19 protein-coding genes are annotated in these 17,324 nt (G+C 64.0%); 10 read left to right on the top strand and 9 right to left on the bottom strand.

Going from position 1 to position 17,324, the window contains the following annotated elements; translation table 11 throughout:
- The first annotated feature begins 45 nt into the window (after positions 1-45).
- On the top strand, positions 46-1,149 hold the full coding sequence (locus XH89_RS28560; RefSeq protein WP_194463688.1) for an extensin family protein: 1,104 nt from the start codon (positions 46-48) through the stop codon (positions 1,147-1,149).
- Positions 1,150-1,184: 35 nt separating this feature from the next.
- On the opposite strand, the gene XH89_RS28555 is transcribed toward XH89_RS28560, so the two are convergent.
- Entirely contained in the window at positions 1,185-1,862 is a 678-nt protein-coding gene (locus XH89_RS28555; RefSeq protein ID WP_194463687.1) for a L,D-transpeptidase, read from the bottom strand.
- 337 nt (positions 1,863-2,199) lie between these two features.
- On the opposite strand from XH89_RS28555, the gene XH89_RS28550 reads away from it, so the two are divergent.
- Positions 2,200-3,177 (top strand): magnesium transporter CorA family protein, encoded by a 978-nt coding sequence (locus XH89_RS28550; protein ID WP_194463686.1) that lies wholly within the window; start codon positions 2,200-2,202, stop codon positions 3,175-3,177.
- A 207-nt stretch (positions 3,178-3,384) separates the two neighbouring features.
- Positions 3,385-3,603: a hypothetical protein gene (locus tag XH89_RS28545; protein ID WP_194463685.1), complete on the top strand. Its 219-nt coding sequence runs from the start codon at positions 3,385-3,387 to the stop codon at positions 3,601-3,603.
- 83 nt (positions 3,604-3,686) lie between these two features.
- Here XH89_RS28545 and XH89_RS28540 read toward each other — a convergent pair whose 3' ends face one another.
- Genes XH89_RS28540 through pdxH form a run of 3 tightly spaced genes read right to left on the bottom strand, consistent with a single transcriptional unit; the run spans position 3,687 to position 5,911 of the window.
- The gene (locus XH89_RS28540; RefSeq protein ID WP_194463684.1) at positions 3,687-4,457 is read right to left on the bottom strand and encodes a class I SAM-dependent methyltransferase; all 771 of its coding nucleotides are present in this window, start codon (positions 4,455-4,457) and stop codon (positions 3,687-3,689) included.
- A 20-nt stretch (positions 4,458-4,477) separates the two neighbouring features.
- A complete protein-coding gene (locus tag XH89_RS28535) occupies positions 4,478-5,230 on the bottom strand; it encodes an SDR family NAD(P)-dependent oxidoreductase (protein ID WP_194463683.1) in 753 nt (250 codons plus the stop codon).
- A 39-nt stretch (positions 5,231-5,269) separates the two neighbouring features.
- Positions 5,270-5,911 carry a pyridoxamine 5'-phosphate oxidase gene (pdxH, locus tag XH89_RS28530; protein ID WP_194463682.1) on the bottom strand — a complete coding sequence of 214 codons (642 nt, stop codon included), beginning with the start codon at positions 5,909-5,911 and terminating at the stop codon, positions 5,270-5,272.
- A gap of 92 nt (positions 5,912-6,003) precedes the next feature.
- On the opposite strand from pdxH, the gene XH89_RS28525 reads away from it, so the two are divergent.
- The gene (locus tag XH89_RS28525; RefSeq protein ID WP_246767641.1) at positions 6,004-6,432 is read left to right on the top strand and encodes an RT0821/Lpp0805 family surface protein; all 429 of its coding nucleotides are present in this window, start codon (positions 6,004-6,006) and stop codon (positions 6,430-6,432) included.
- Between the two features lie 109 nt (positions 6,433-6,541).
- Positions 6,542-7,501: a DnaJ C-terminal domain-containing protein gene (locus XH89_RS28520; protein WP_194463681.1), complete on the top strand. Its 960-nt coding sequence runs from the start codon at positions 6,542-6,544 to the stop codon at positions 7,499-7,501.
- 322 nt (positions 7,502-7,823) lie between these two features.
- On the opposite strand, the gene XH89_RS28515 is transcribed toward XH89_RS28520, so the two are convergent.
- Positions 7,824-8,597 (bottom strand): anti-sigma factor, encoded by a 774-nt coding sequence (locus tag XH89_RS28515; RefSeq protein ID WP_194463680.1) that lies wholly within the window; start codon positions 8,595-8,597, stop codon positions 7,824-7,826.
- A 106-nt stretch (positions 8,598-8,703) separates the two neighbouring features.
- Positions 8,704-9,192: a sigma-70 family RNA polymerase sigma factor gene (locus tag XH89_RS28510; RefSeq protein ID WP_011085414.1), complete on the bottom strand. Its 489-nt coding sequence runs from the start codon at positions 9,190-9,192 to the stop codon at positions 8,704-8,706.
- Between the two features lie 172 nt (positions 9,193-9,364).
- On the opposite strand from XH89_RS28510, the gene fabI reads away from it, so the two are divergent.
- From fabI to XH89_RS28485, 5 genes are all read left to right on the top strand, one after another.
- Positions 9,365-10,186, top strand: coding sequence for an enoyl-ACP reductase FabI (gene fabI, locus XH89_RS28505; protein ID WP_194463679.1), 822 nt, complete (start codon positions 9,365-9,367; stop codon positions 10,184-10,186).
- Between the two features lie 12 nt (positions 10,187-10,198).
- The gene (locus XH89_RS28500) at positions 10,199-10,798 is read left to right on the top strand and encodes a histidine phosphatase family protein (RefSeq protein WP_194463678.1); all 600 of its coding nucleotides are present in this window, start codon (positions 10,199-10,201) and stop codon (positions 10,796-10,798) included.
- Positions 10,799-10,991: 193 nt separating this feature from the next.
- Entirely contained in the window at positions 10,992-12,080 is a 1,089-nt protein-coding gene (aroC, locus tag XH89_RS28495; RefSeq protein ID WP_194463677.1) for a chorismate synthase, read from the top strand.
- Positions 12,081-12,184: 104 nt separating this feature from the next.
- On the top strand, positions 12,185-13,375 hold the full coding sequence (locus XH89_RS28490) for an adenylate/guanylate cyclase domain-containing protein (protein WP_194463676.1): 1,191 nt from the start codon (positions 12,185-12,187) through the stop codon (positions 13,373-13,375).
- Positions 13,376-13,415: 40 nt separating this feature from the next.
- Complete coding sequence (locus tag XH89_RS28485; RefSeq protein ID WP_194463675.1) at positions 13,416-13,814, top strand: hypothetical protein; 399 nt, start codon at positions 13,416-13,418, stop codon at positions 13,812-13,814.
- A 43-nt stretch (positions 13,815-13,857) separates the two neighbouring features.
- Here XH89_RS28485 and XH89_RS28480 read toward each other — a convergent pair whose 3' ends face one another.
- Genes XH89_RS28480 through leuC form a run of 3 tightly spaced genes read right to left on the bottom strand, consistent with a single transcriptional unit; the run spans position 13,858 to position 17,220 of the window.
- Positions 13,858-15,171 (bottom strand): 2-hydroxycarboxylate transporter family protein, encoded by a 1,314-nt coding sequence (locus XH89_RS28480; RefSeq protein ID WP_194463674.1) that lies wholly within the window; start codon positions 15,169-15,171, stop codon positions 13,858-13,860.
- A 46-nt stretch (positions 15,172-15,217) separates the two neighbouring features.
- Positions 15,218-15,820: a 3-isopropylmalate dehydratase small subunit gene (gene leuD, locus XH89_RS28475; protein ID WP_194463673.1), complete on the bottom strand. Its 603-nt coding sequence runs from the start codon at positions 15,818-15,820 to the stop codon at positions 15,218-15,220.
- Entirely contained in the window at positions 15,817-17,220 is a 1,404-nt protein-coding gene (gene leuC / locus XH89_RS28470; RefSeq protein WP_194463672.1) for a 3-isopropylmalate dehydratase large subunit, read from the bottom strand. The genes leuD and leuC overlap by 4 nt, the downstream gene beginning before the upstream one ends.
- Positions 17,221-17,324 lie beyond the last annotated feature (104 nt).

The raw sequence follows: 17,324 nt of genomic DNA, 5'->3' as shown, positions 1-17,324 counted from the left end.
TCGCTGGGCGCATTATCGCTCTCAGCGCAGGGCCAAAGAATTGTCATGAGTTTTAGCCTGCCGGACTTTCGCCGCAAATGGTCTTGTCGCGGCAATATGTCCGCTGGCGCGGCAATGGTTACCGCTGGGCTTGGCCTGGCGCTCGTGGTGTCTGGGCCTGCGCATGCGCGAAACTATGCTGCGCCGCTCGATATCTTTGGTCTTGGCACACCACGCCCCCACCGGAGCGTTCACGCCGTCAAGATACCGCTACCAAAGCCTCGCCCCGAGGAGGCCCCCAAAGCAACGGGCAAGGCAACGGACGAGGCCGCGCCGGAGGCCGAGGGCAAGCCTTCCCAGGATAAGCCTTCCCCGGACAAGCCAGCCGAGGCTGCGCCACCTCCCGAGAAACAGCCTTCGGCGTGCCGTCTCGCGTTGACCGAGGAGATCGCGATCGCGCCGTCCATTCCAGATATCCGCGGTCCCGGCGCCTGCGGCGGCGTGGATCTGGTGCGGCTTGAAGCCATCGTGCTGCCCGACAAGCGCAAGGTCGCGCTGAAGCCGGCGGCGATCCTCCGCTGCACGATGGCGTCAGCGATCGCCGATTGGGTGCGCACCGACATGGTACCGCTGGCCACGAGCCTCGGTTCGACCATCACCGACCTCGACAATTTCGACAGCTTCGAGTGCCGTGGCCGTAACCGCGTCGCCGGCGCGTTGCTGTCCGAGCACGGCAAGGCCAACGCGCTCGATGTGCGCTCGCTCAAGCTCGCCAACGGGCAGTCGATCGGCCTGACCGACCGCACCATTGCTCGTGACGTCCGCGAGCGCGTGCTGCATTCGGTCTGCTCGCGCTTCTCCACCGTGCTCGGTCCCGGCTCGGACTGGTACCACGAGGATCACATCCATCTCGACCTGGCGCAACGGCGCAACGACTACCGGATCTGCCAATGGAACGTCTGGGATCCCTTGCCCCACGTCGCGCCGTTGCTGCCGGCGGAGCGCCCCGAAGAGGCCCCGCCACGTGAGGTGGCTGCCAAATCCGAGGGTGCCAAGGATGGGAGCAAGGATGAAGCTGAGGATCAGGAGAAGGCGAAGCCTGCGGTGCCGACCGACAAGTCCGCCGTCGATTCCGGCAAGAGCAAGCCAGCAAAAAAAAAGCGCCGGTGAGACCGGCGCTTTTCAAAAGCTTCAGGCAAGTTCGCCTAGTAAGAACCGGTGCCGCCGCCCTGCAGCGCGAGGCGCGAATTGTAGGGCGAGTCGCCGTGCTTCGGCTCGAGCACCACGACGATGGTGCCGATCTTGACGCGGCTGTAGAGGTCGATTGCGTCCTCGTTGGTCAGGCGGATACAGCCCGACGAGATCGAAGCGCCGATATATTCAGGCTGGTTGGTGCCGTGAATGCGGAACAGCGTGTCCTTGCCGCCCGAGTAGAGATACATCGCGCGCGAGCCCATCGGATTGTCCGGACCGGGGGCGACGTAGGTCGGCACGCCAAGGCGCGAGATCTCGCCCGGGGTCGGGTGCCAGGCCGGCCACTCGGTCATGCTGCCAACCTTGGCGATGCCGGACCAGGCCATGGCCTCTTCGCCGACGGTGATGCCGTAGCGGATCGCCTTACCGCCATCCATCACGTAGTAGAGGTAGTGGTTGTCGGAATCGACCACGATCGAGCCCGGCGCTTCCTTGCGGTGATAGTCGACGATGGCCCGACGGAACGGTTCTGCCACCGGCGTATTCTCGTACCGGATCTTGGCAAGGAGCTCCTTGTCTTTCGGCTTGAAATTCTGGGTGTTGGTGGCCTCGTAATGTGTGGCCTGCATGCAGCCCGACAGCATGAAGCCGGCAGCAAGAATCCCCAACATAACTTTCAGCGACGACATGGTTTGGTTCCAATCAAAACAATACCGCGCAGGTCCTGAGCATGGTGCCCAAGGCCCTCGACTCCGTTGCTTTCATTATCGTTGAAATCTGCCACAATTCCAGCGTTCAGGGGCTTTTCCCGCGCTGCGAGACCCAACCTGTGGCTTTTTTGCCGCAAGTTTTGCGGACTCGGGGTGGTTTTTTGGCGCGAAAAGCACAGCTGGCGATTCCGCGCCACAGTTAGGCCGCGCTGCCGCCACAAATGCAAACGCTCCGTTAATGTGGTTGTCATCCTGAACTTGTCAGAATCGCGCTAAGGGCTGTCATTGTGTCGCAGGCCCTCTCCTGGAGTTGTTCATGTTTTCTGTGTTCGTTCCGTCCGACTCCTCCCTGAAGAAGGCCGTTGTCGAGGATCTTGGGGCGGTGCCGGACCACGCGGTATGGGTTGATCTCGTCAATCCCACCGCGGCAGAGGACAAGGCCGTAGAGCGGCTGCTGGGGATCGCGATCCCGACCCGGGAGGACATGCAGGAGATCGAGATCTCCAGCCGCCTCTATATCGAGAACGGCGCGCGCTACATGACTGCGACCCTGATGTGCCATTCCGACACCGACATGCCCCGGACCACGGCGGTGACCTTCATCCTCGGCGACCACCGTCTGGTGACGGTGCGCTATGACCAGCCCAAGCCGTTCGCCCTGGTCGAGGCCAAGCTGGGCCGGTCCTGCACCCCCACGATCACGGGCGAGATGGTGCTGATGGAGCTTCTGGACGCCGTGATCGACCGCTGCGCCGACATTCTGGAACGTTGCGGCATGGAGATCGACCAGGTCAGCCACGACATCTTCGAGCCGGAGAGCGAGCGCCATGGCCACGCCAAGCAATATTCGCAGATCCTGATCTCGATCGGCCGCAAGGGCGATTTGACCTCCAAGGTTCGCGAGAGCCTGGTGTCGATCGGCCGCGTCGTCACGTTCCTGTCCGCGGTGGTCGAGGGGGTGAAATGGTCCAAGGACATGCGCGAGCAGCTCAAGACCATGCAGCGCGACGTCGCTTCGCTGACCGACCACGCCTCCTACCTCTCGAGCAAGATCACCTTCGTGCTCGATGCCATGCTCGGCGTCGTCAATCTCGAGCAGAACAACATCATCAAGCTGTTTTCGGTCATGGCCGTTGTCCTGATGCCGCCGACGCTGATCGCCTCGATCTACGGCATGAATTTCAAGGATATGCCGGAACTCGAATGGGCGCACGGCTATCCGATGGCCATCGTGATGATGGTGATCGCGGCGATTGTTCCGTACTGGATCTTCAAATGGAAGAAGTGGCTCTGAGGGGCCTTTCGCTTTCGAAAATAGTGACCGAGACCTTACGCCGGTCGCACAGACAGGGTTGATGGTGTCGCAGAATAGATCGTCATTGCGGCTGCGCTGTGATGCGTGTGCCGTGCCCCAATTCCTCCGGTAAAATTTGAGCGGTGGGCTGAACGTTTGCGCGAAACTTGTCTGCGATAAGCAACGGGTTAGCCGCGAGGAACAACCATGGTTGAAAAACACATAACGACGCCCCGCAACGTCATCGACTTGACGAGCTATCGTCAGAGCGTGGCGAGCGGCAAGGCGCCGTCGTTGTCGGCGCGCATGTGCCGGCACTGTGGTGCTCCGCTGCTCGATGGCGAGAACGATGACGACTGTTCGACTGCCTTCAACGCAGCCGCACCGCGGCTGCGCGACCGGTCGCGCCGAATTCGCCTGGATTGAGGAGCGGAAAGGAAGGGCGGGCGATCCAGTCTTGCGGCGGCGTTGTCTGGATCGCCTTGCTTTCCCCTTTCGCGGCAAATCACCTAGCGTTTCACGATTTGTGCCGTCGAGACGAAGGTCTCGGCGATTGCGCCGTCGCGGTGGAACGAGACGAGATGCGTTCCGACATCGCGCAACATGGCCTCGACGTTTTCGCCCAAGGCCTCTCGCGAGGTTGATGAGTAGGTGAGAGTGCGTTCTGCCAAATCGTGCAGACCGACCAGATGGCTGGTCTCGACTGTGATGAGTTCTGTGGGCTGGAACGGGCTGCCGCAAAAGAACGCGGGCAAGTCGCGGTGGGTGCGCGAGCCCTTGCCGGCTTCCTCCCACAGCTTCTCGGGTGACCAGCGACGGCGGATCTCGTTGTAACCGTCGAGCCACGGGTTGCGGCCGTCGGTGACCGAGAAGGAGGCGCAGATCACGATCGCGCCGTCACAGGCCACCAGTTCGTCGAGCCGCGCAAGCGTGGCATCGCGATCCATCCAATGCAGCGCACGGCCAATCGTGACGATGTCGAATGCGCCGATTTCGGGGGGAAGTGTCTCTGCCTTGCCTTCGATCAGCGTGACATGTCGCCCTGCGCGCGACGCGGCGAGCCGGGCGGCCTCAAGCATCGCAGGCTCCGGATCGACACCGACGACGCGCCCGACATAGGGGCCGAAGCCAAGTGCCAGCAGGCCAGGCCCGGTGCCGAGATCGATCAGGCTGCTCTCTCTGGTGAGGCCGAGCTTGTTTGCGACGGTGCGAAAAAATTCGCGGGGGTAAGGCGGCCGCAAATGCTCGTAGAGCGACGCCGTACTGGCAAACCGGCCCATGCGTCACCTTGTGAACTGGCCTAGACGTGCTGGCCGCCGTTGATGTGGATCTCGGCGCCGTTGACGTAAGAGCTGGTATCCGTGCACAGCACGTAGATGATCTTGGCGACTTCGTCCGGCGTCCCAAGGCGGTGCATCGGAATCTGCTGCTCCACGATCTTCTCCGTGCCCGGGGACAGGATCGAGGTGTCGATCTCGCCCGGCGCGATCGCGTTGACGCGCACGCCGACGCGGCCGAAGTCCGAGGCCATCTCGCGCGTCAGCGCCGCAAGCGCCGCCTTCGAGGTGGCATAGGCGGCGCCCGCGAAGGGATGCACGCGCGAGCCCGCGATCGAGGTGACGTTCACGACCGAGCCCTTGGCCGCCTTCAACTCCTCGATCAATCCGCGCGCCATCATGATCGGCGCGAAGAAGTTGACGTGGAAGACGTGCGTCCAGGTGTCGAGGTCGGTGTCGACAGAGCCGAGGCGGGAGCCGCCCGGGCCCTTGGGCGAGATCGCGGCGTTGTTGACGAGTGCATGCAGCGTGCCGCCTTCGAGCCGGTTGCGGATCTCGTTGATGGCGCGTGCGGTGTCCTCGGGATCGCCGAGGTCGACCTGGATGTGGTCTTCGGGGCCTGCATCCCACGGGCAGTCCTCGGGGAAGGGGTGCCGCGAGCAGGTGATGACGCGCCAGCCCGCCGAGGAGAAGCGGATCACGGTGGCGTGGCCGATACCGCGGCTCGCTCCGGTCAGGAGCAGCGTGCGGCGCGGCGCATTGGACGAATGCGGCATGGACATCTTTCAGGTCGGCCCAAAGATCGAGAAAAGGCTCTAGGGATACATCCGCGTCTTGGACCACGGCTGGCCGGCCGCGTCACGACGAAATTCGATGCGGTCGTGCAGACGGAATGGGCGGTCGTGCCAGAACTCGATCCGCACGGGCGTGATGCGCCAGCCGCTCCAGCCCGGCGGCCGCGGCACCTCGCCGATGACGTGCTTGGCGGCGACCTTGGCGATCGCCTGCTCGAAGGCGAAGCGGCTCTCGAGCGGCTGCGATTGCTTGCTCGCCCAGGCGCCGATCTGCGCCTGCTTCGGGCGGGTGGCGAAATAGGCGTCGGCCTCGGCATCGGTCACCGGCGTCACGTTGCCGCGGATGCGGACCTGACGGCGCAGCGACTTCCAGTGAAAAAGTAAAGCTGCCTTAGGATTTGCGGCGAGTTCGCGGCCCTTTTGGCTGGCGATGTGGCTGTAGAAGACAAAACCCTCGGTATCGAAGCCTTTCATCAGCACCATGCGCACGTCAGGCAGGCCATCCGGATCGACGGTTGCGAGCGCCATCGCGTTGGGATCGTTCGGCTCGCTCTTGATCGCCTCGTTCAGCCAGGCCTCGAACAATGCAAAGGGCTCATCGGCGGCGGTGAAATCACCGGATGTTAAGGGTGTCTGGTGTTTCATCGAGGTCGTGTCGGTCATGTCTGGAGTCCGAATTGCGTCCCGCGGCCCAAAGCGCGCTTTTGTCTGCTGCTGCCCTATATAGGGCATGGGGACGCGTTGGCCTATCGGCGATGCGGCCATCCGCCCTCGTCCTGACAATGATTCTGATCGGGCTTGGCGCCGGCGGTTGCAGCCTGTCTCGCACCGACCTTGGCGCCTACGCCAAGGCCGATGACAGCGACCTCACCGGTTCGATCGCGCGGCCGGCGAAGGAGACGCCGCCCACCGAGACCGATCTCGCCTTCGCCCGCAATGCTGCCTCCGACGTGCTGAGCATGGGCGACAAGGACGCCAGCCAGCACTGGGAAAATCCGGAAACCGGCGCGCGTGGCTCGGTGACGCCGATCGCGCAATCCTACGCCGCCGAGGACGGCCGCAAGTGCCGCGATTTCCTGGCGAGCTATGTCAACGGCACCACCGAAAGCTGGCTCCAGGGTGCCGGCTGCCAAAGCAGCCGTGGCCGTTGGGAGATTCATACGCTAAAGCCGTGGCGTAGTTAGGATTCGGCTGGCCTGACTAGTTGCAAAAATGCCACTCCGCCCCCACATGGATCGCGGGTGGGGCGGGGAGCCCTTTGAACAATTCGATTTCTTGAAGGAGACGTGACGGATGCGCGACCCCTATGAGGTCTTGGGGGTGCCGCGGAGCGCTACCGCTGCCGCGATCAAGAGCGCCTATCGCAAGCTGGCCAAGAAGCATCATCCCGACAGCAACAAGGATGATCCCAAGGCCGCCGAGCGCTTCTCCGAGATCAATTCAGCCAACGAGATCATCGGCGACGAGGACAAGCGCAAGCAATTCGACCGCGGCGAGATCGATGCCGAGGGCAAGCCGCGCTTCCAGGGCTTTCCGGGCGGCGGCCCACGCGGTCGCGCGGGCGCGGGTCCCGGCGGCTTCGAGTACTCGTTCCGTGGCGGCGGTGCGGGCCCCGGCGCAGGTGCCTTTGAGGACATCCTCAACAGCATGTTTGGCGGCGGGATGCGCGGCGCGCGGCCTGGGGCCGGGGGCGGTGGTCAGTTCGAATTCGACACCGGCGGGATCGGGCTCGATCTCGACGTCAACGTCGCCATGTCCGTCTCGCTGGAAGAATCGGTCAAGGGCGGCGAGAAGCGCGTTCGGTTGCCGAATGGCAAGGAACTCAACGTCAAGATTCCGGCTGGCGTCATTGAGGGCCAGCAGATCCGGCTGCGAGGACAGGGCGAGACCGCTCAGGGTCATCCGCCCGGCGATCTCCTGATCACCATCAGCATCGCGCCTCATGCCTTCTTCAAGATCGAGGGGGCGGACCTCAGGATCGATCTGCCTGTCACGCTTTACGAGGCTGTGCTCGGCGGCAAGGTCCGCGTGCCCACGCTCGGTAATGCCGTGGAACTGTCGGTCCCGAAAAACACCTCGAGCGGCCGGACTTTCCGCCTCAAAGGTAAGGGCTTGCCGAAATCTGGCGGAACCGGGGATCTCTTCGTCACCATCAGGATTATGCTACCGGACGGGAACGACGCCGAGCTTGAAGCATTGATGGAAAAGTGGCGGGACCAACATCCCTATAATCCGCGAAGCGGGCTCGGCTAGGGCGCTATCCGAGTTCACCTCGACGATCGGAGCATTCTCTTCCCGACAGGATGATGCTCAACATACGCCTGAAGCGCGGATGGCGCTTCGACGTCGACATTTGAGACGCGTCGACTGTCCGGCGGGACAGCCGATAAAAAGGTGCGGCCTCGAGAGGGGGACCAGCGCGGTACCAAAAACCCCAATCGAGGCCGCCCGCGTCGATCGGCGGATCGAACGCTGCTCATTTTCGCGTGAGCATCCGGTGCGATAATGAGACGCGCCGATGTCCTGATTCCAAATTTTCAATGACGGAATCGAGGCACCGCATTTGCGCGGTTGCCTAGCCGCCGTTTTTCTCGGCTTGGTCGTACACGGCCTGCGCCACCTTGGTCAGCCGGTCACGGTCGCTGCCGCCACCGCTGACGACGTAGCCGACGCCGCGCTCGGCCCAGAACAGCGCTCCATCCTTGTCCGTCTTGGCGTATCGCATCTGCGTCTCGCCGGTTTCGGTCTTGGCGGTGTAGATCGTATAGCGCTCGCCCGAGGCGCCCTCGTACATCAGGAACGAGGCCGGCCCGCTCGGCCCCGGCAGCAGCCGGCCACCGACCAGCTTCAGCCCGCTCGCCTCCAGGTTGGGGGCGAACACGGTCCAGCCGCAGCGCCGGGTCAGCCAGGCCTGGAGGTGGTCGCGCTCGTTGCCGGGCACTTCGACCGGATGGCGGACCTCGACGACATAAAGGCGGTGAGCGTCGAGCGCGTCCTCGGTAAAGCTCTGGAAGGTCGAAGGCGCGTTGGCGGCGCCATGCGCGACCCAGCCGGCCGTGCCGCCGGCGACGAAGGCAACCAGCGTGGCCGCCACCGCACCGTAGAGCCATTGCCGCGGACGGCGCTCCAGTCGCTCGAGCTCCAGCCGGGCCGGCACCGGCTCCTGGGCGACGCTGTCGTACCGGGCATGCAGCAGCTCGGCCATGGTACGCCAGGATTGCACCCGCTCGGCATCTTCGGGGTGCGCGGCAAGCCAGGCCTCGACATCGGCGCGGCGCTCGGCCGGCAGCTCGCCATCGACAAAGGCGTGCAATTCGTCTTCGGTCACGGGAATATTGCGGTCGTTCATATCGGTCGTCTCTGGCTCTGTGGCCTAAAATATCTGACGCGGTTCAATTGCGCTGCTTCTCTCTCCGTGCAGGGGAGGCGGCCCGCGCGATGCATCAATACTGCTATCATTTCACCCGCCTGAGCGCGGGGCGCTCACCCTCCAGCGAGGCTTTGACGTGGGCGCGGGCGCGTGCCAGGCGCGACATCACGGTGCCGATCGGCACGCCCTGGATGTCGGCGACCTCGCGGTAGCTCATGCCCTCCAGCATCACCAAAAGCAGCACCGAGCGTTGCTCCTCGACCAGTGTCGCGAGCGCCTTCTCGATGTCGCGTCCCTCAGCCTCCGTCCCGCTGGCATCCGGGTTGTTCTCCGTCAGCTGCATGAATTGCGGCCGCCTGGCCAGCGAGCGGCGCCGGTTCTTGTTGAGGTTGGTCAGGATCGTATAGAGCCAGCTCCTGACGTCGCCTCCGAGAAACAATCGCTCCGAACGCAGTGCGCGCACCAGCGTGTCCTGCACCAGATCGTCGGCCGCGTCCGCATCGCGCGTCAGCGCGCGAGCGTAGCGGCGCAACGCCGGGATCATGGCTTCCACGCTCTGGCGAAACGCACTCATTGCCGTCTTGACGTCCTTCACATCAGGCGCGAGCGCCCATAGCGATCATAACACCCGAATGGAACGGCTATTCCGGTGCCGGAAACAGCGTTAACGCCGCGTATTAGGACTGTACCGCAGGGGAGGGCTGGTGTACCTCCAGACCTTAACGAGAGCTACAGGACGTTAGCAAATGGCGCAGAATTCAGGTCTGATGCAAGGATTGATGCAGGGCAAGCGCGGGGTCATCCTTGGCATTGCCAATAACCGCTCGATCGCCTGGGGCATCGCCAAGGCATGCCAGGCGGCCGGTGCCGAGATCGCGCTCACCTATCAGGGCGATGCGCTGAAAAAGCGGGTCGAGCCGCTGGCCGCCGAGCTCGGCGCGCTTGTGCTCGGTCATTGCGACGTCACCGACGCTGCGACCATCGACGCTGCGTTCGATGCCCTCAAGGAGAAGTGGGGCAAGATCGATTTCGTCGTGCACGCGATCGCCTATGGCGAGCAGCTCGACGGCCGCTACGTCGACACGACGGCGGAAAACTTCTCCAAGTCGATGCTGATCTCCTGCTATTCGCTCACCGCGCTCGCACAGCGCGCCGAGAAGCTGATGACCGACGGCGGATCGATCCTCACGCTCAGCTATTACGGCGCCGAGAAGTGGATGCCGCGCTACAACGTGATGGGCGTGGCGAAGGCCGCGCTTGAAGCGAGCGTGCGCTATCTTGCCGCCGACCTCGGCGAGAAGGCGATCCGCGTCAATGCGATCTCGGCAGGGCCGATCAAGACGCTTGCCTTCGCCGGCATCTCTGATTCCCGCCTGCTGCTGAAATACAACGAGATCAACGCACCGCTGCGGCGCAACGTCACGATCGAGGAGGTCGGCGACAGCGCGGTGTATTTCCTGTCCGACATGTCGCGCGGCGTCACCGGCGAGATCCATCACGTCGACTCCGGTTACAACGTGCTGGGAATGGGCCGGCCCGAGGCATCGGGCGCGGCGCCGAAGGACTGATCACCACCCGAAATGGCCGTGCCCACGATCTATTATCTTCGCCACGGCGAGACCGAGTGGAATGCGCTCGGCAGGCTTCAGGGCACCAGGGACATTCCGCTGAATGCGCGCGGCCGTGACCAGGCCGTGCAGGCAGGCCTCATTCTGGCCGATCTCCTCAGGCGCGACGGCCGCGATCGGGCGGCGCTGGCCTATGTGTCGAGCCCGCTCGGCCGCGCGCGGCAGACCATGGAACTGGCACGCGGCAAGCTCGAATTGCCTGTGACCGACTATGCGCTGGACGACCGCCTGCGCGAGATCGGCTACGGCGTCTGGGAAGGGCTGACGTTGGCCGAAAGCGAGGCGAGAGATCCAGAGATCTATGCCAGGCGTCTCGCCGACAAATGGAAGGTGGGCCCCTCGGGCGGGGAGACTTACGCCGACGTGCAGGTCCGCGTGCGCGCCTGGTACGACGAGCTCAAGGCCGACACCGTCGCGGTTGCCCATGGCGGGACCTGCCGGGCGCTGATGGTTTCGCTCGGCCTGGAAACGCCTGTAAGCGCCGCCGAGCTCTATATCGAGCAGGGCGCGGTCTATGTGTTTCGCGACGGCCGGCTGGATAAATATAGTTAGGCCCGGCTCATCGTCCGCCCTCCCGCCGTCATGCCCGGGCTTGTCCCGGGCATCCACGGACTTTCTTGCCTGCGGTGACCAGGAACGTGGATGGCCGGGACAAGCCCGGCCATGACGAGCTTGGCGGGTATTTGACGCTCATTTCAGGGCGCGTTACGACAAAAGCCAGAACTGACCTACGAGCTAGAGACTGATGTCCTTCAACACCTTCGGCCACATGTTCCGCGTCACCACCTTTGGCGAGAGCCACGGGGTGGCGATCGGCTGCGTGGTCGACGGCTGCCCACCGATGATCCCGCTCACCGAGGCCGACATCCAGCGGGACCTCGATCGCCGCAAGCCGGGCCAGTCGCGCTTCACCACCCAGCGCCAGGAGCCGGACCAGGTCAAGATCCTGTCCGGCGTGATGGCGCATCCGGAGACGGGGGTGCAGGTGACGACGGGCACCCCGATCGGACTCCTGATCGAGAACACCGACCAGCGTTCGAAGGACTATTCCGAGATCAAGGACAAGTTTCGTCCCGGCCATGCCGACTTCACCTATGAAGCGAAGTATGGCCTGCGCGACTATCGTGGTGGCGGCCGCTCGTCTGCGCGTGAGACCGCGATGCGCGTTGCCGCCGGTGCGATTGCGCGAAAGGTGCTGCCCGATGTGAAGGTGCGCGGCGCGCTGGTGCAGATGGGGCCGCACAAGATCGACCGCGGGAAGTGGGACTGGGACGAGATCGCCAAGAACCCGTTCTTCTGCCCGGACAAGGACAAGGCCGCGTTTTTCGAGACCTATCTCGACGGCATCCGCAAGAGCGGCTCCTCGATCGGCGCGGTACTCGAGATCGTCGCCGAAGGCGTGCCGGCGGGCCTCGGCGCGCCGATCTACGCCAAGCTCGATTCCGATCTGGCGGGTGCGATGATGACCATCAACGCCGTGAAGGGCGTCGAGATCGGCGCCGGCTTTGGCGCCGCCGAGCTCACCGGCGAAGAGAATGCCGACGAGATGCGCACCGGCAATGACGGCACGCGCTTCCTGTCCAATCACGCCGGCGGCATTCTGGGCGGCATCTCCACCGGACAGCCGGTGGTGGTGCGTTTCGCGGTGAAGCCGACGTCGTCGATCCTGCAGCCGCGCCTCACCGTCGATCGCCAGGGCGCCGACACCGAGATCATGACAAAAGGCCGCCACGACCCCTGCGTCGGCATCCGCGCTGTCCCCGTCGGCGAAGCCATGATGGCCTGCGTGCTCGCCGACCACTTCCTGCGGGACCGCGGGCAGGTCGGACGCTGAGTTCTTCACCTCTCCCCGTCGGGGAGAGGTGAGTACGCCCAGCGTCGCGGTACCAGCCCACCGCGCAGCTTGACGATCCCACAACTTCGTCGGCAAATGCGGCCATGGAAAGCTCCGAGCTCCAGCGCATCATCAATTGGCTGATCGACGGCGCCAGGTCGTCACGGGGCCCGGCCGAGATGATTGCAGACGCCTGTGAGCATCTGGTTGCGGCCGGACTGCCGCTGTGGCGGTTCGGTGTCTTTATCCGCACCCTGCATCCCGAGATCTACGGCCGCAATTTCATCTGGCGGCAGGGCGAGGAAGTCGAGATCGGCACCGTCGATTTCGAGATTCTCGCCACGCCTGAATTTGCCCGGAGCCCGCTTCGGATCGTGTTCGAGGAGGGGCTAGAGGTGAGGGGGCGCATGGATGACCCCGACAGCAAACGCTTTCCGTTCCTGGACGACATGCGTGCCGAGGGCGTCACCGACTACATCGCGACGCCGATGCGGTTTCTCGACGGTTCGATCCATGCCATCAGCTGGACCACCCGGCATCCCGGCGGCTTCAGCGAAGACGACATTGCGACGATCCGCTCCATCGTGGCGCCGCTCGCGCGCGTCAGCGAAATCGTCACCCTGCGCCGCACCGCTGCGACACTGCTGGACACCTATGTGGGAAATCGCGCCGGCGAGCGCATCCTCGCCGGCCAGATCCGCCGCGGCCACAACGACACGATGCAGGCCGCGATCTGGCTGTCGGACCTGCGCGGCTTCACCGCGTTGTCCGACCGGCTGCCGGCCGAGATGGTGGTCGATATCCTCAACCGCTATTTCGACTGTCAGGTCACCGCGATCCGCGGCCATGGCGGCGAGGTCCTGAAATTCATGGGCGATGGCCTGCTCGCGGTGTTCCCGATCGACGAATATGTCGGTGATGCCGCCCATGTCTGTTCACGCGTGCTGGAAGCGGCGCGCGAATCCCGTGCCAGCGTCGAGGCGCTGGCGCACCCGGTCGGCGATGTCGTCGAGCGCTTCCGCTTCGGCGTCGCGCTGCATGTCGGCAACATCCTCTACGGCAATATTGGCGGCGGCAACCGCCTCGACTTCACCTGCATAGGGCCGGCCGTCAATCTCGCGGCGCGGATGGAGAAGATCGCGGGGCGCCTGGGGCGGACCGTCGTCGCCTCGGAGGTTTTCGCAAACGTCTGCCATCACGATTGGCGCGACCTCGGCGATTTTCCGATCGCGGGATTCTCCAAGGCGCAGCGCGTGTTCGGGCTCGCCGAGGAGACGCCGGTAGTGATGGCGTGAAAGCCGAGCCATGATCCCACACGTGAGACGGTGGGCTTGCTTGGCACTCTTGCTGTGTCTGCCTGCCTGCGGCTTCGTTCAGGACGAAGCGATTGACGGACCCTATCGCCTTGTCGCCATCGACACGGATGAGAACATGACGCTTTGCCGTTCCGTCGGGACGGATGGGACTTGCGTTGGCGATGGCCTTCCGGAGCCCACGGTCTTTCAAGCCGGCGCGAACGCCCATTACATCGTGTTCGCGCGCCATCCTTGGAAATGGGGAAAGCAACCAGACCGCTCGGTCACGGAGTTCTATTATATCTCGCGAAAAGAAAATGAATGGGACGTTGCGGTCCGGGTCTCCGTGAGCGGACCCTTCAATGAAGCTGAATACCGGAAGGAGAAACAAAGACTGAGGCTGCCGGAGTTCAGTAAGGTCTTTGCAAAATTGAAGTAACGTAGCCGGCGTTGCGGAGAACGCCGGCTGCCGACCGCGAGAGTCAATACGCAACCTTCATCGCCAGCGTCGCGATCACGATCATGATGGCGCCGCCGACGCGGGTTGCGATCTGGGCGAAGGCCATCAGGCCCATACGGTCCGCAGCGCCGAGGATGGCGACGTCGCCGGTGCCGCCGAGCCCGGAATGGCAGGCGGTGACGATCGCCGCCTCGACCGGATACATGTTAAGCCATTTGCCGACGAAGAAGCCGGAGGCGACCATCGCCAGCACCGTCGTCGTGCAGATCGCGATGTAGCCCGGATTGAACGAGGCGACGAGCTGCTGCCATGACACCAGCAACGCTCCCATCGCCACCAGGATCGCGAAGGTGAGGTTGGTCGACATGAATTTGTTGATCTGGTAGGCGCCGAGCTCCATCTCGGCCGGCAGCAGCTTTGTCAGCTTGAGCGCGACCGCGGCGATGATCATCAGGATCGGGCCGGGAATGCCGGTAGTGGGCGCGAGCACCATGCCGAGCACGAACAGCACGCAGGACAGCACGATGCCGGCACCGAGCAGGCCGAACTCAATCGGGTGATCCGATTGCGTCGGGCCGAGAATGTCGTCATCGCCAGACTTCACCAGCATGCCCTGGCCGCTGAGGTCGCGCCGTTTTTCGCCGAGACGGGCAAGAAGTCCGGCCGCGACGATGGCAACGACGTTGCCGAGCAGCGCTGCCGGCACCATCTGCACGACCAGCTCTCCTTGCGGCCGGTGCAGCATTTCGGCGTAGGCGATCGACAGCGGCAGCACGCCCTCGGCGAGGCCGCCGCCGATGATCGGGATGATCACGAAGAAGAACGTCTCCTTCGGGCTGTGGCCGAACAGCAGCCCGACCGTGACGCCGATCGCGATGGCGCTGAGCGTGCCGATCAACAGCGGCACGAACATCCTGATGAATCCCTGCACCAGGACGCGATGGGGCATGCCGAGGATCGAGCCCGCGACCAGGCAGGCGATGAAGAAATACTGGAAATTGGCGGTGCGAAACGTCGTCGTGATCGCCTTCAGCGCCGTCTCCGGCATCAGGCCGTAGGCGACCAGTGCGGCCGGCACGAACAGGCACATGATCGCCGTGCCGCCGATCCGATTCACCACCGGGATGGTCTGGCCGAGCTTGCCGAGCAGGAAGCCGAGCAGCATCAGCACCGACAGCCCGCCGATCACATCATTCGGCAGCTTTCCGGAATAGACCGCGGCCGTACAGACGAGTGCTGCGGGAACGTAGACGGTGATCGGCAGCGGGCCGATTTTCAGTGCTGCGAGTGCGGATGGCTGCGTGGTGTCCGCGAGCTTCATGGTCGTGTCGGTCAAGAATACCTCCCTTTGTCGTTTCGTGCTTTTGCTTGCTTGCGCGTCCTTAGAACCAGGGATTGTCCGCCCGGTGCCGCGCCTCGAAGGCGCGGATGTCGTCGGCAAAGGCCAGCGTCGAGCTGATGGCGTCGCGGCCGGTGAGGAACGCCTCTTTCCGCGCCGGCTCGATCGCGAACGGGATCGTGCCGCCGCCTTCGATGCGGATTGTTTGCGCTTCGAGATCGATGGTGAGGCGGTTGCTGGCTGGGCTTGCGACGATGCCGGCGAGGGGGCCGACGGTTGCGGCATCGAGGCCGATCGTCAGCAGGCCGTTATTGGCGCAATTGTCGTTGAAAATCCCGGCGAAGGTGGTGCCGATCAGGGCGCGGATGCCGAGCTGCTGAAGTCCCCAGACGGCATGTTCGCGGCTCGACCCGCAACCGAAATTCGGCCCGACGACGAGAAAACAGGCGTTGCGATAGCCCTCTCTGTTCAGCACGAAATCGGGATTCGGCTTGCCTGCAGTGAAGCGGAGCAGGTTGAAGGCGCCTTCGCCGAGGCCGCTGCGATCGACGCCCTTCAGGAACATCTTCGGCATGATCACGTCGGTGTCGATATTGGGCGTCATCATCGGCGCCGCGGCGCCGGAGACACGATGGAATGGCGTCATGGCAGATATTCTCCGATCAGATCGCGCACGTCGGTGATGTGGCCCGTGACGGCAGCGGCCGCGACCATCGCCGGGCTCATCAGATGCGTGCGTGCGCCGGGCCCCTGGCGGCCCTCGAAATTGCGGTTGGTCGAGGAGGCCGAGCGCTGGCCGGGCGCAAGAACATCGTCGTTCATCGCAAGGCACATCGAGCAGCCGGACTGTCGCCACTCCACGCCGGCATCGATCAGGATCTGCGCGATCCCCTCTGCCTCGGCCTGGACGCGGACCTGGGTCGATCCGGGAACGACGATGGCGCGAACGCCCGATGCAACACGACGGCCTCGGAAGATCTTGGCCGCGTCGCGCAGATCCTCGATGCGCGAGTTGGTGCAGGAGCCGATGAAGGCGAGGTCGATCGGCACCGATTGGATCGACATTCCCGGCGTCAGGCCCATATAGGCGAGGGCGCGCGTGGCGGCATGGCTGTCGGGATTGGGGACACAACCGGTCACGGCAATCGCCTGGTCCGGGCTCGTGCCCCATGTCACTAGAGGTGCCACGTCGCCGGCATCGATCGTCATCTCCCGGTCGAAACAGGCATCGGGATCCGAGCGAAGCTGCAACCAGGCTTTGGTGGCGCGATCCCACATTTCGTCCTTGGGCGCGCGGGGGCGGCCCTTGAGATAGTCGAGCACCTTCTGGTCGGGCGCGATGACGACGCCGCGCGCGCCGGCCTCGACGATCATGATCGACATCACGATGCGTCCCTCGACGCTCATCTCGGTGATGGCAGGGCCAGCGAACTCCACCGCATAGCCGGTGGCGCCATCGGCGCCGATGCGCCGGATGATCTCCATGACGATGTCCTTCGGCGTCACCCCGAGCGGCGGGCGTCCGGTCACGTTGATGCGCATCGCCTTCAGCCGGCGGTAACGCACCGTTGAGGTCGCCAGATAATGCTCGATGTCGGAGGTGCCGATGCCGTAGCCGAGCGCGCCGAAGGCACCGTAGGCCGTGGTGTGGCTGTCGCCGGCAGCGATCACCATGCCCGGCATCACCAGTCCCTGTTCGGGGGCGACGACATGTTCGATGCCCTGGCGCGGATCAAGGACGTCGAAATATTCGATGCCGAAATCGCGCGCGTTGTCGGCGAAATAGTCGACCTGCCGCGCGGCGTCGGCATCCGGCATCTGCCGCGTGCGACGGGCCGCGGTCGGATTGACGTGGTCGACCACCATCAGGGCGGCGGAGGGATTCCACACTTTCCGCCCCGCTGCGCGTAAACCCGCAAAGGCCTGCGGGCTTGTGTATTCGTTGAGCACGGTGCGATCGACATAGAGCAGCACCAGCCCGTCATCGTCGAGCTTGCGAACCACATGCGCGTCGATCAGTTTGTCGTAGAGCGTGCGCCCTGACATCAGGCCTCCCCAGAGAGGAATTTGACTTTCGTCGAGGGTGCAGGCCGGGCCGGTGGAAATCCAATGTCACCTCATGATATTATTATGCAGAATTTGCATAAGCA

The sequence above is a fragment of the Bradyrhizobium sp. CCBAU 53340 genome (assembly GCF_015291645.1).
Classification (GTDB): domain Bacteria; phylum Pseudomonadota; class Alphaproteobacteria; order Rhizobiales; family Xanthobacteraceae; genus Bradyrhizobium.
Note: the sequence above shows the minus strand (reverse complement) of the source record. Positions and strands in the feature narration are given on the sequence as shown.

Coding starts and splice junctions, on each gene's coding strand:
- leuC (WP_194463672.1), bottom strand. CDS start 17,220: ATGTCAGGGCGCACGCTCTACGACAAACTGATCGACGCGCATGTGGTT.
- aroC (WP_194463677.1), top strand. CDS start 10,992: ATGTCCTTCAACACCTTCGGCCACATGTTCCGCGTCACCACCTTTGGC.
- leuD (WP_194463673.1), bottom strand. CDS start 15,820: ATGACGCCATTCCATCGTGTCTCCGGCGCCGCGGCGCCGATGATGACG.
- XH89_RS28500 (WP_194463678.1), top strand. CDS start 10,199: ATGGCCGTGCCCACGATCTATTATCTTCGCCACGGCGAGACCGAGTGG.
- XH89_RS28540 (WP_194463684.1), bottom strand. CDS start 4,457: ATGGGCCGGTTTGCCAGTACGGCGTCGCTCTACGAGCATTTGCGGCCG.
- XH89_RS28535 (WP_194463683.1), bottom strand. CDS start 5,230: ATGCCGCATTCGTCCAATGCGCCGCGCCGCACGCTGCTCCTGACCGGA.
- XH89_RS28490 (WP_194463676.1), top strand. CDS start 12,185: ATGGAAAGCTCCGAGCTCCAGCGCATCATCAATTGGCTGATCGACGGC.
- fabI (WP_194463679.1), top strand. CDS start 9,365: ATGGCGCAGAATTCAGGTCTGATGCAAGGATTGATGCAGGGCAAGCGC.
- XH89_RS28545 (WP_194463685.1), top strand. CDS start 3,385: ATGGTTGAAAAACACATAACGACGCCCCGCAACGTCATCGACTTGACG.
- XH89_RS28510 (WP_011085414.1), bottom strand. CDS start 9,192: ATGAGTGCGTTTCGCCAGAGCGTGGAAGCCATGATCCCGGCGTTGCGC.
- XH89_RS28550 (WP_194463686.1), top strand. CDS start 2,200: ATGTTTTCTGTGTTCGTTCCGTCCGACTCCTCCCTGAAGAAGGCCGTT.
- XH89_RS28555 (WP_194463687.1), bottom strand. CDS start 1,862: ATGTCGTCGCTGAAAGTTATGTTGGGGATTCTTGCTGCCGGCTTCATG.
- XH89_RS28560 (WP_194463688.1), top strand. CDS start 46: ATGAGTTTTAGCCTGCCGGACTTTCGCCGCAAATGGTCTTGTCGCGGC.
- XH89_RS28525 (WP_246767641.1), top strand. CDS start 6,004: ATGCGGCCATCCGCCCTCGTCCTGACAATGATTCTGATCGGGCTTGGC.
- XH89_RS28515 (WP_194463680.1), bottom strand. CDS start 8,597: ATGAACGACCGCAATATTCCCGTGACCGAAGACGAATTGCACGCCTTT.
- pdxH (WP_194463682.1), bottom strand. CDS start 5,911: ATGACCGACACGACCTCGATGAAACACCAGACACCCTTAACATCCGGT.
- XH89_RS28520 (WP_194463681.1), top strand. CDS start 6,542: ATGCGCGACCCCTATGAGGTCTTGGGGGTGCCGCGGAGCGCTACCGCT.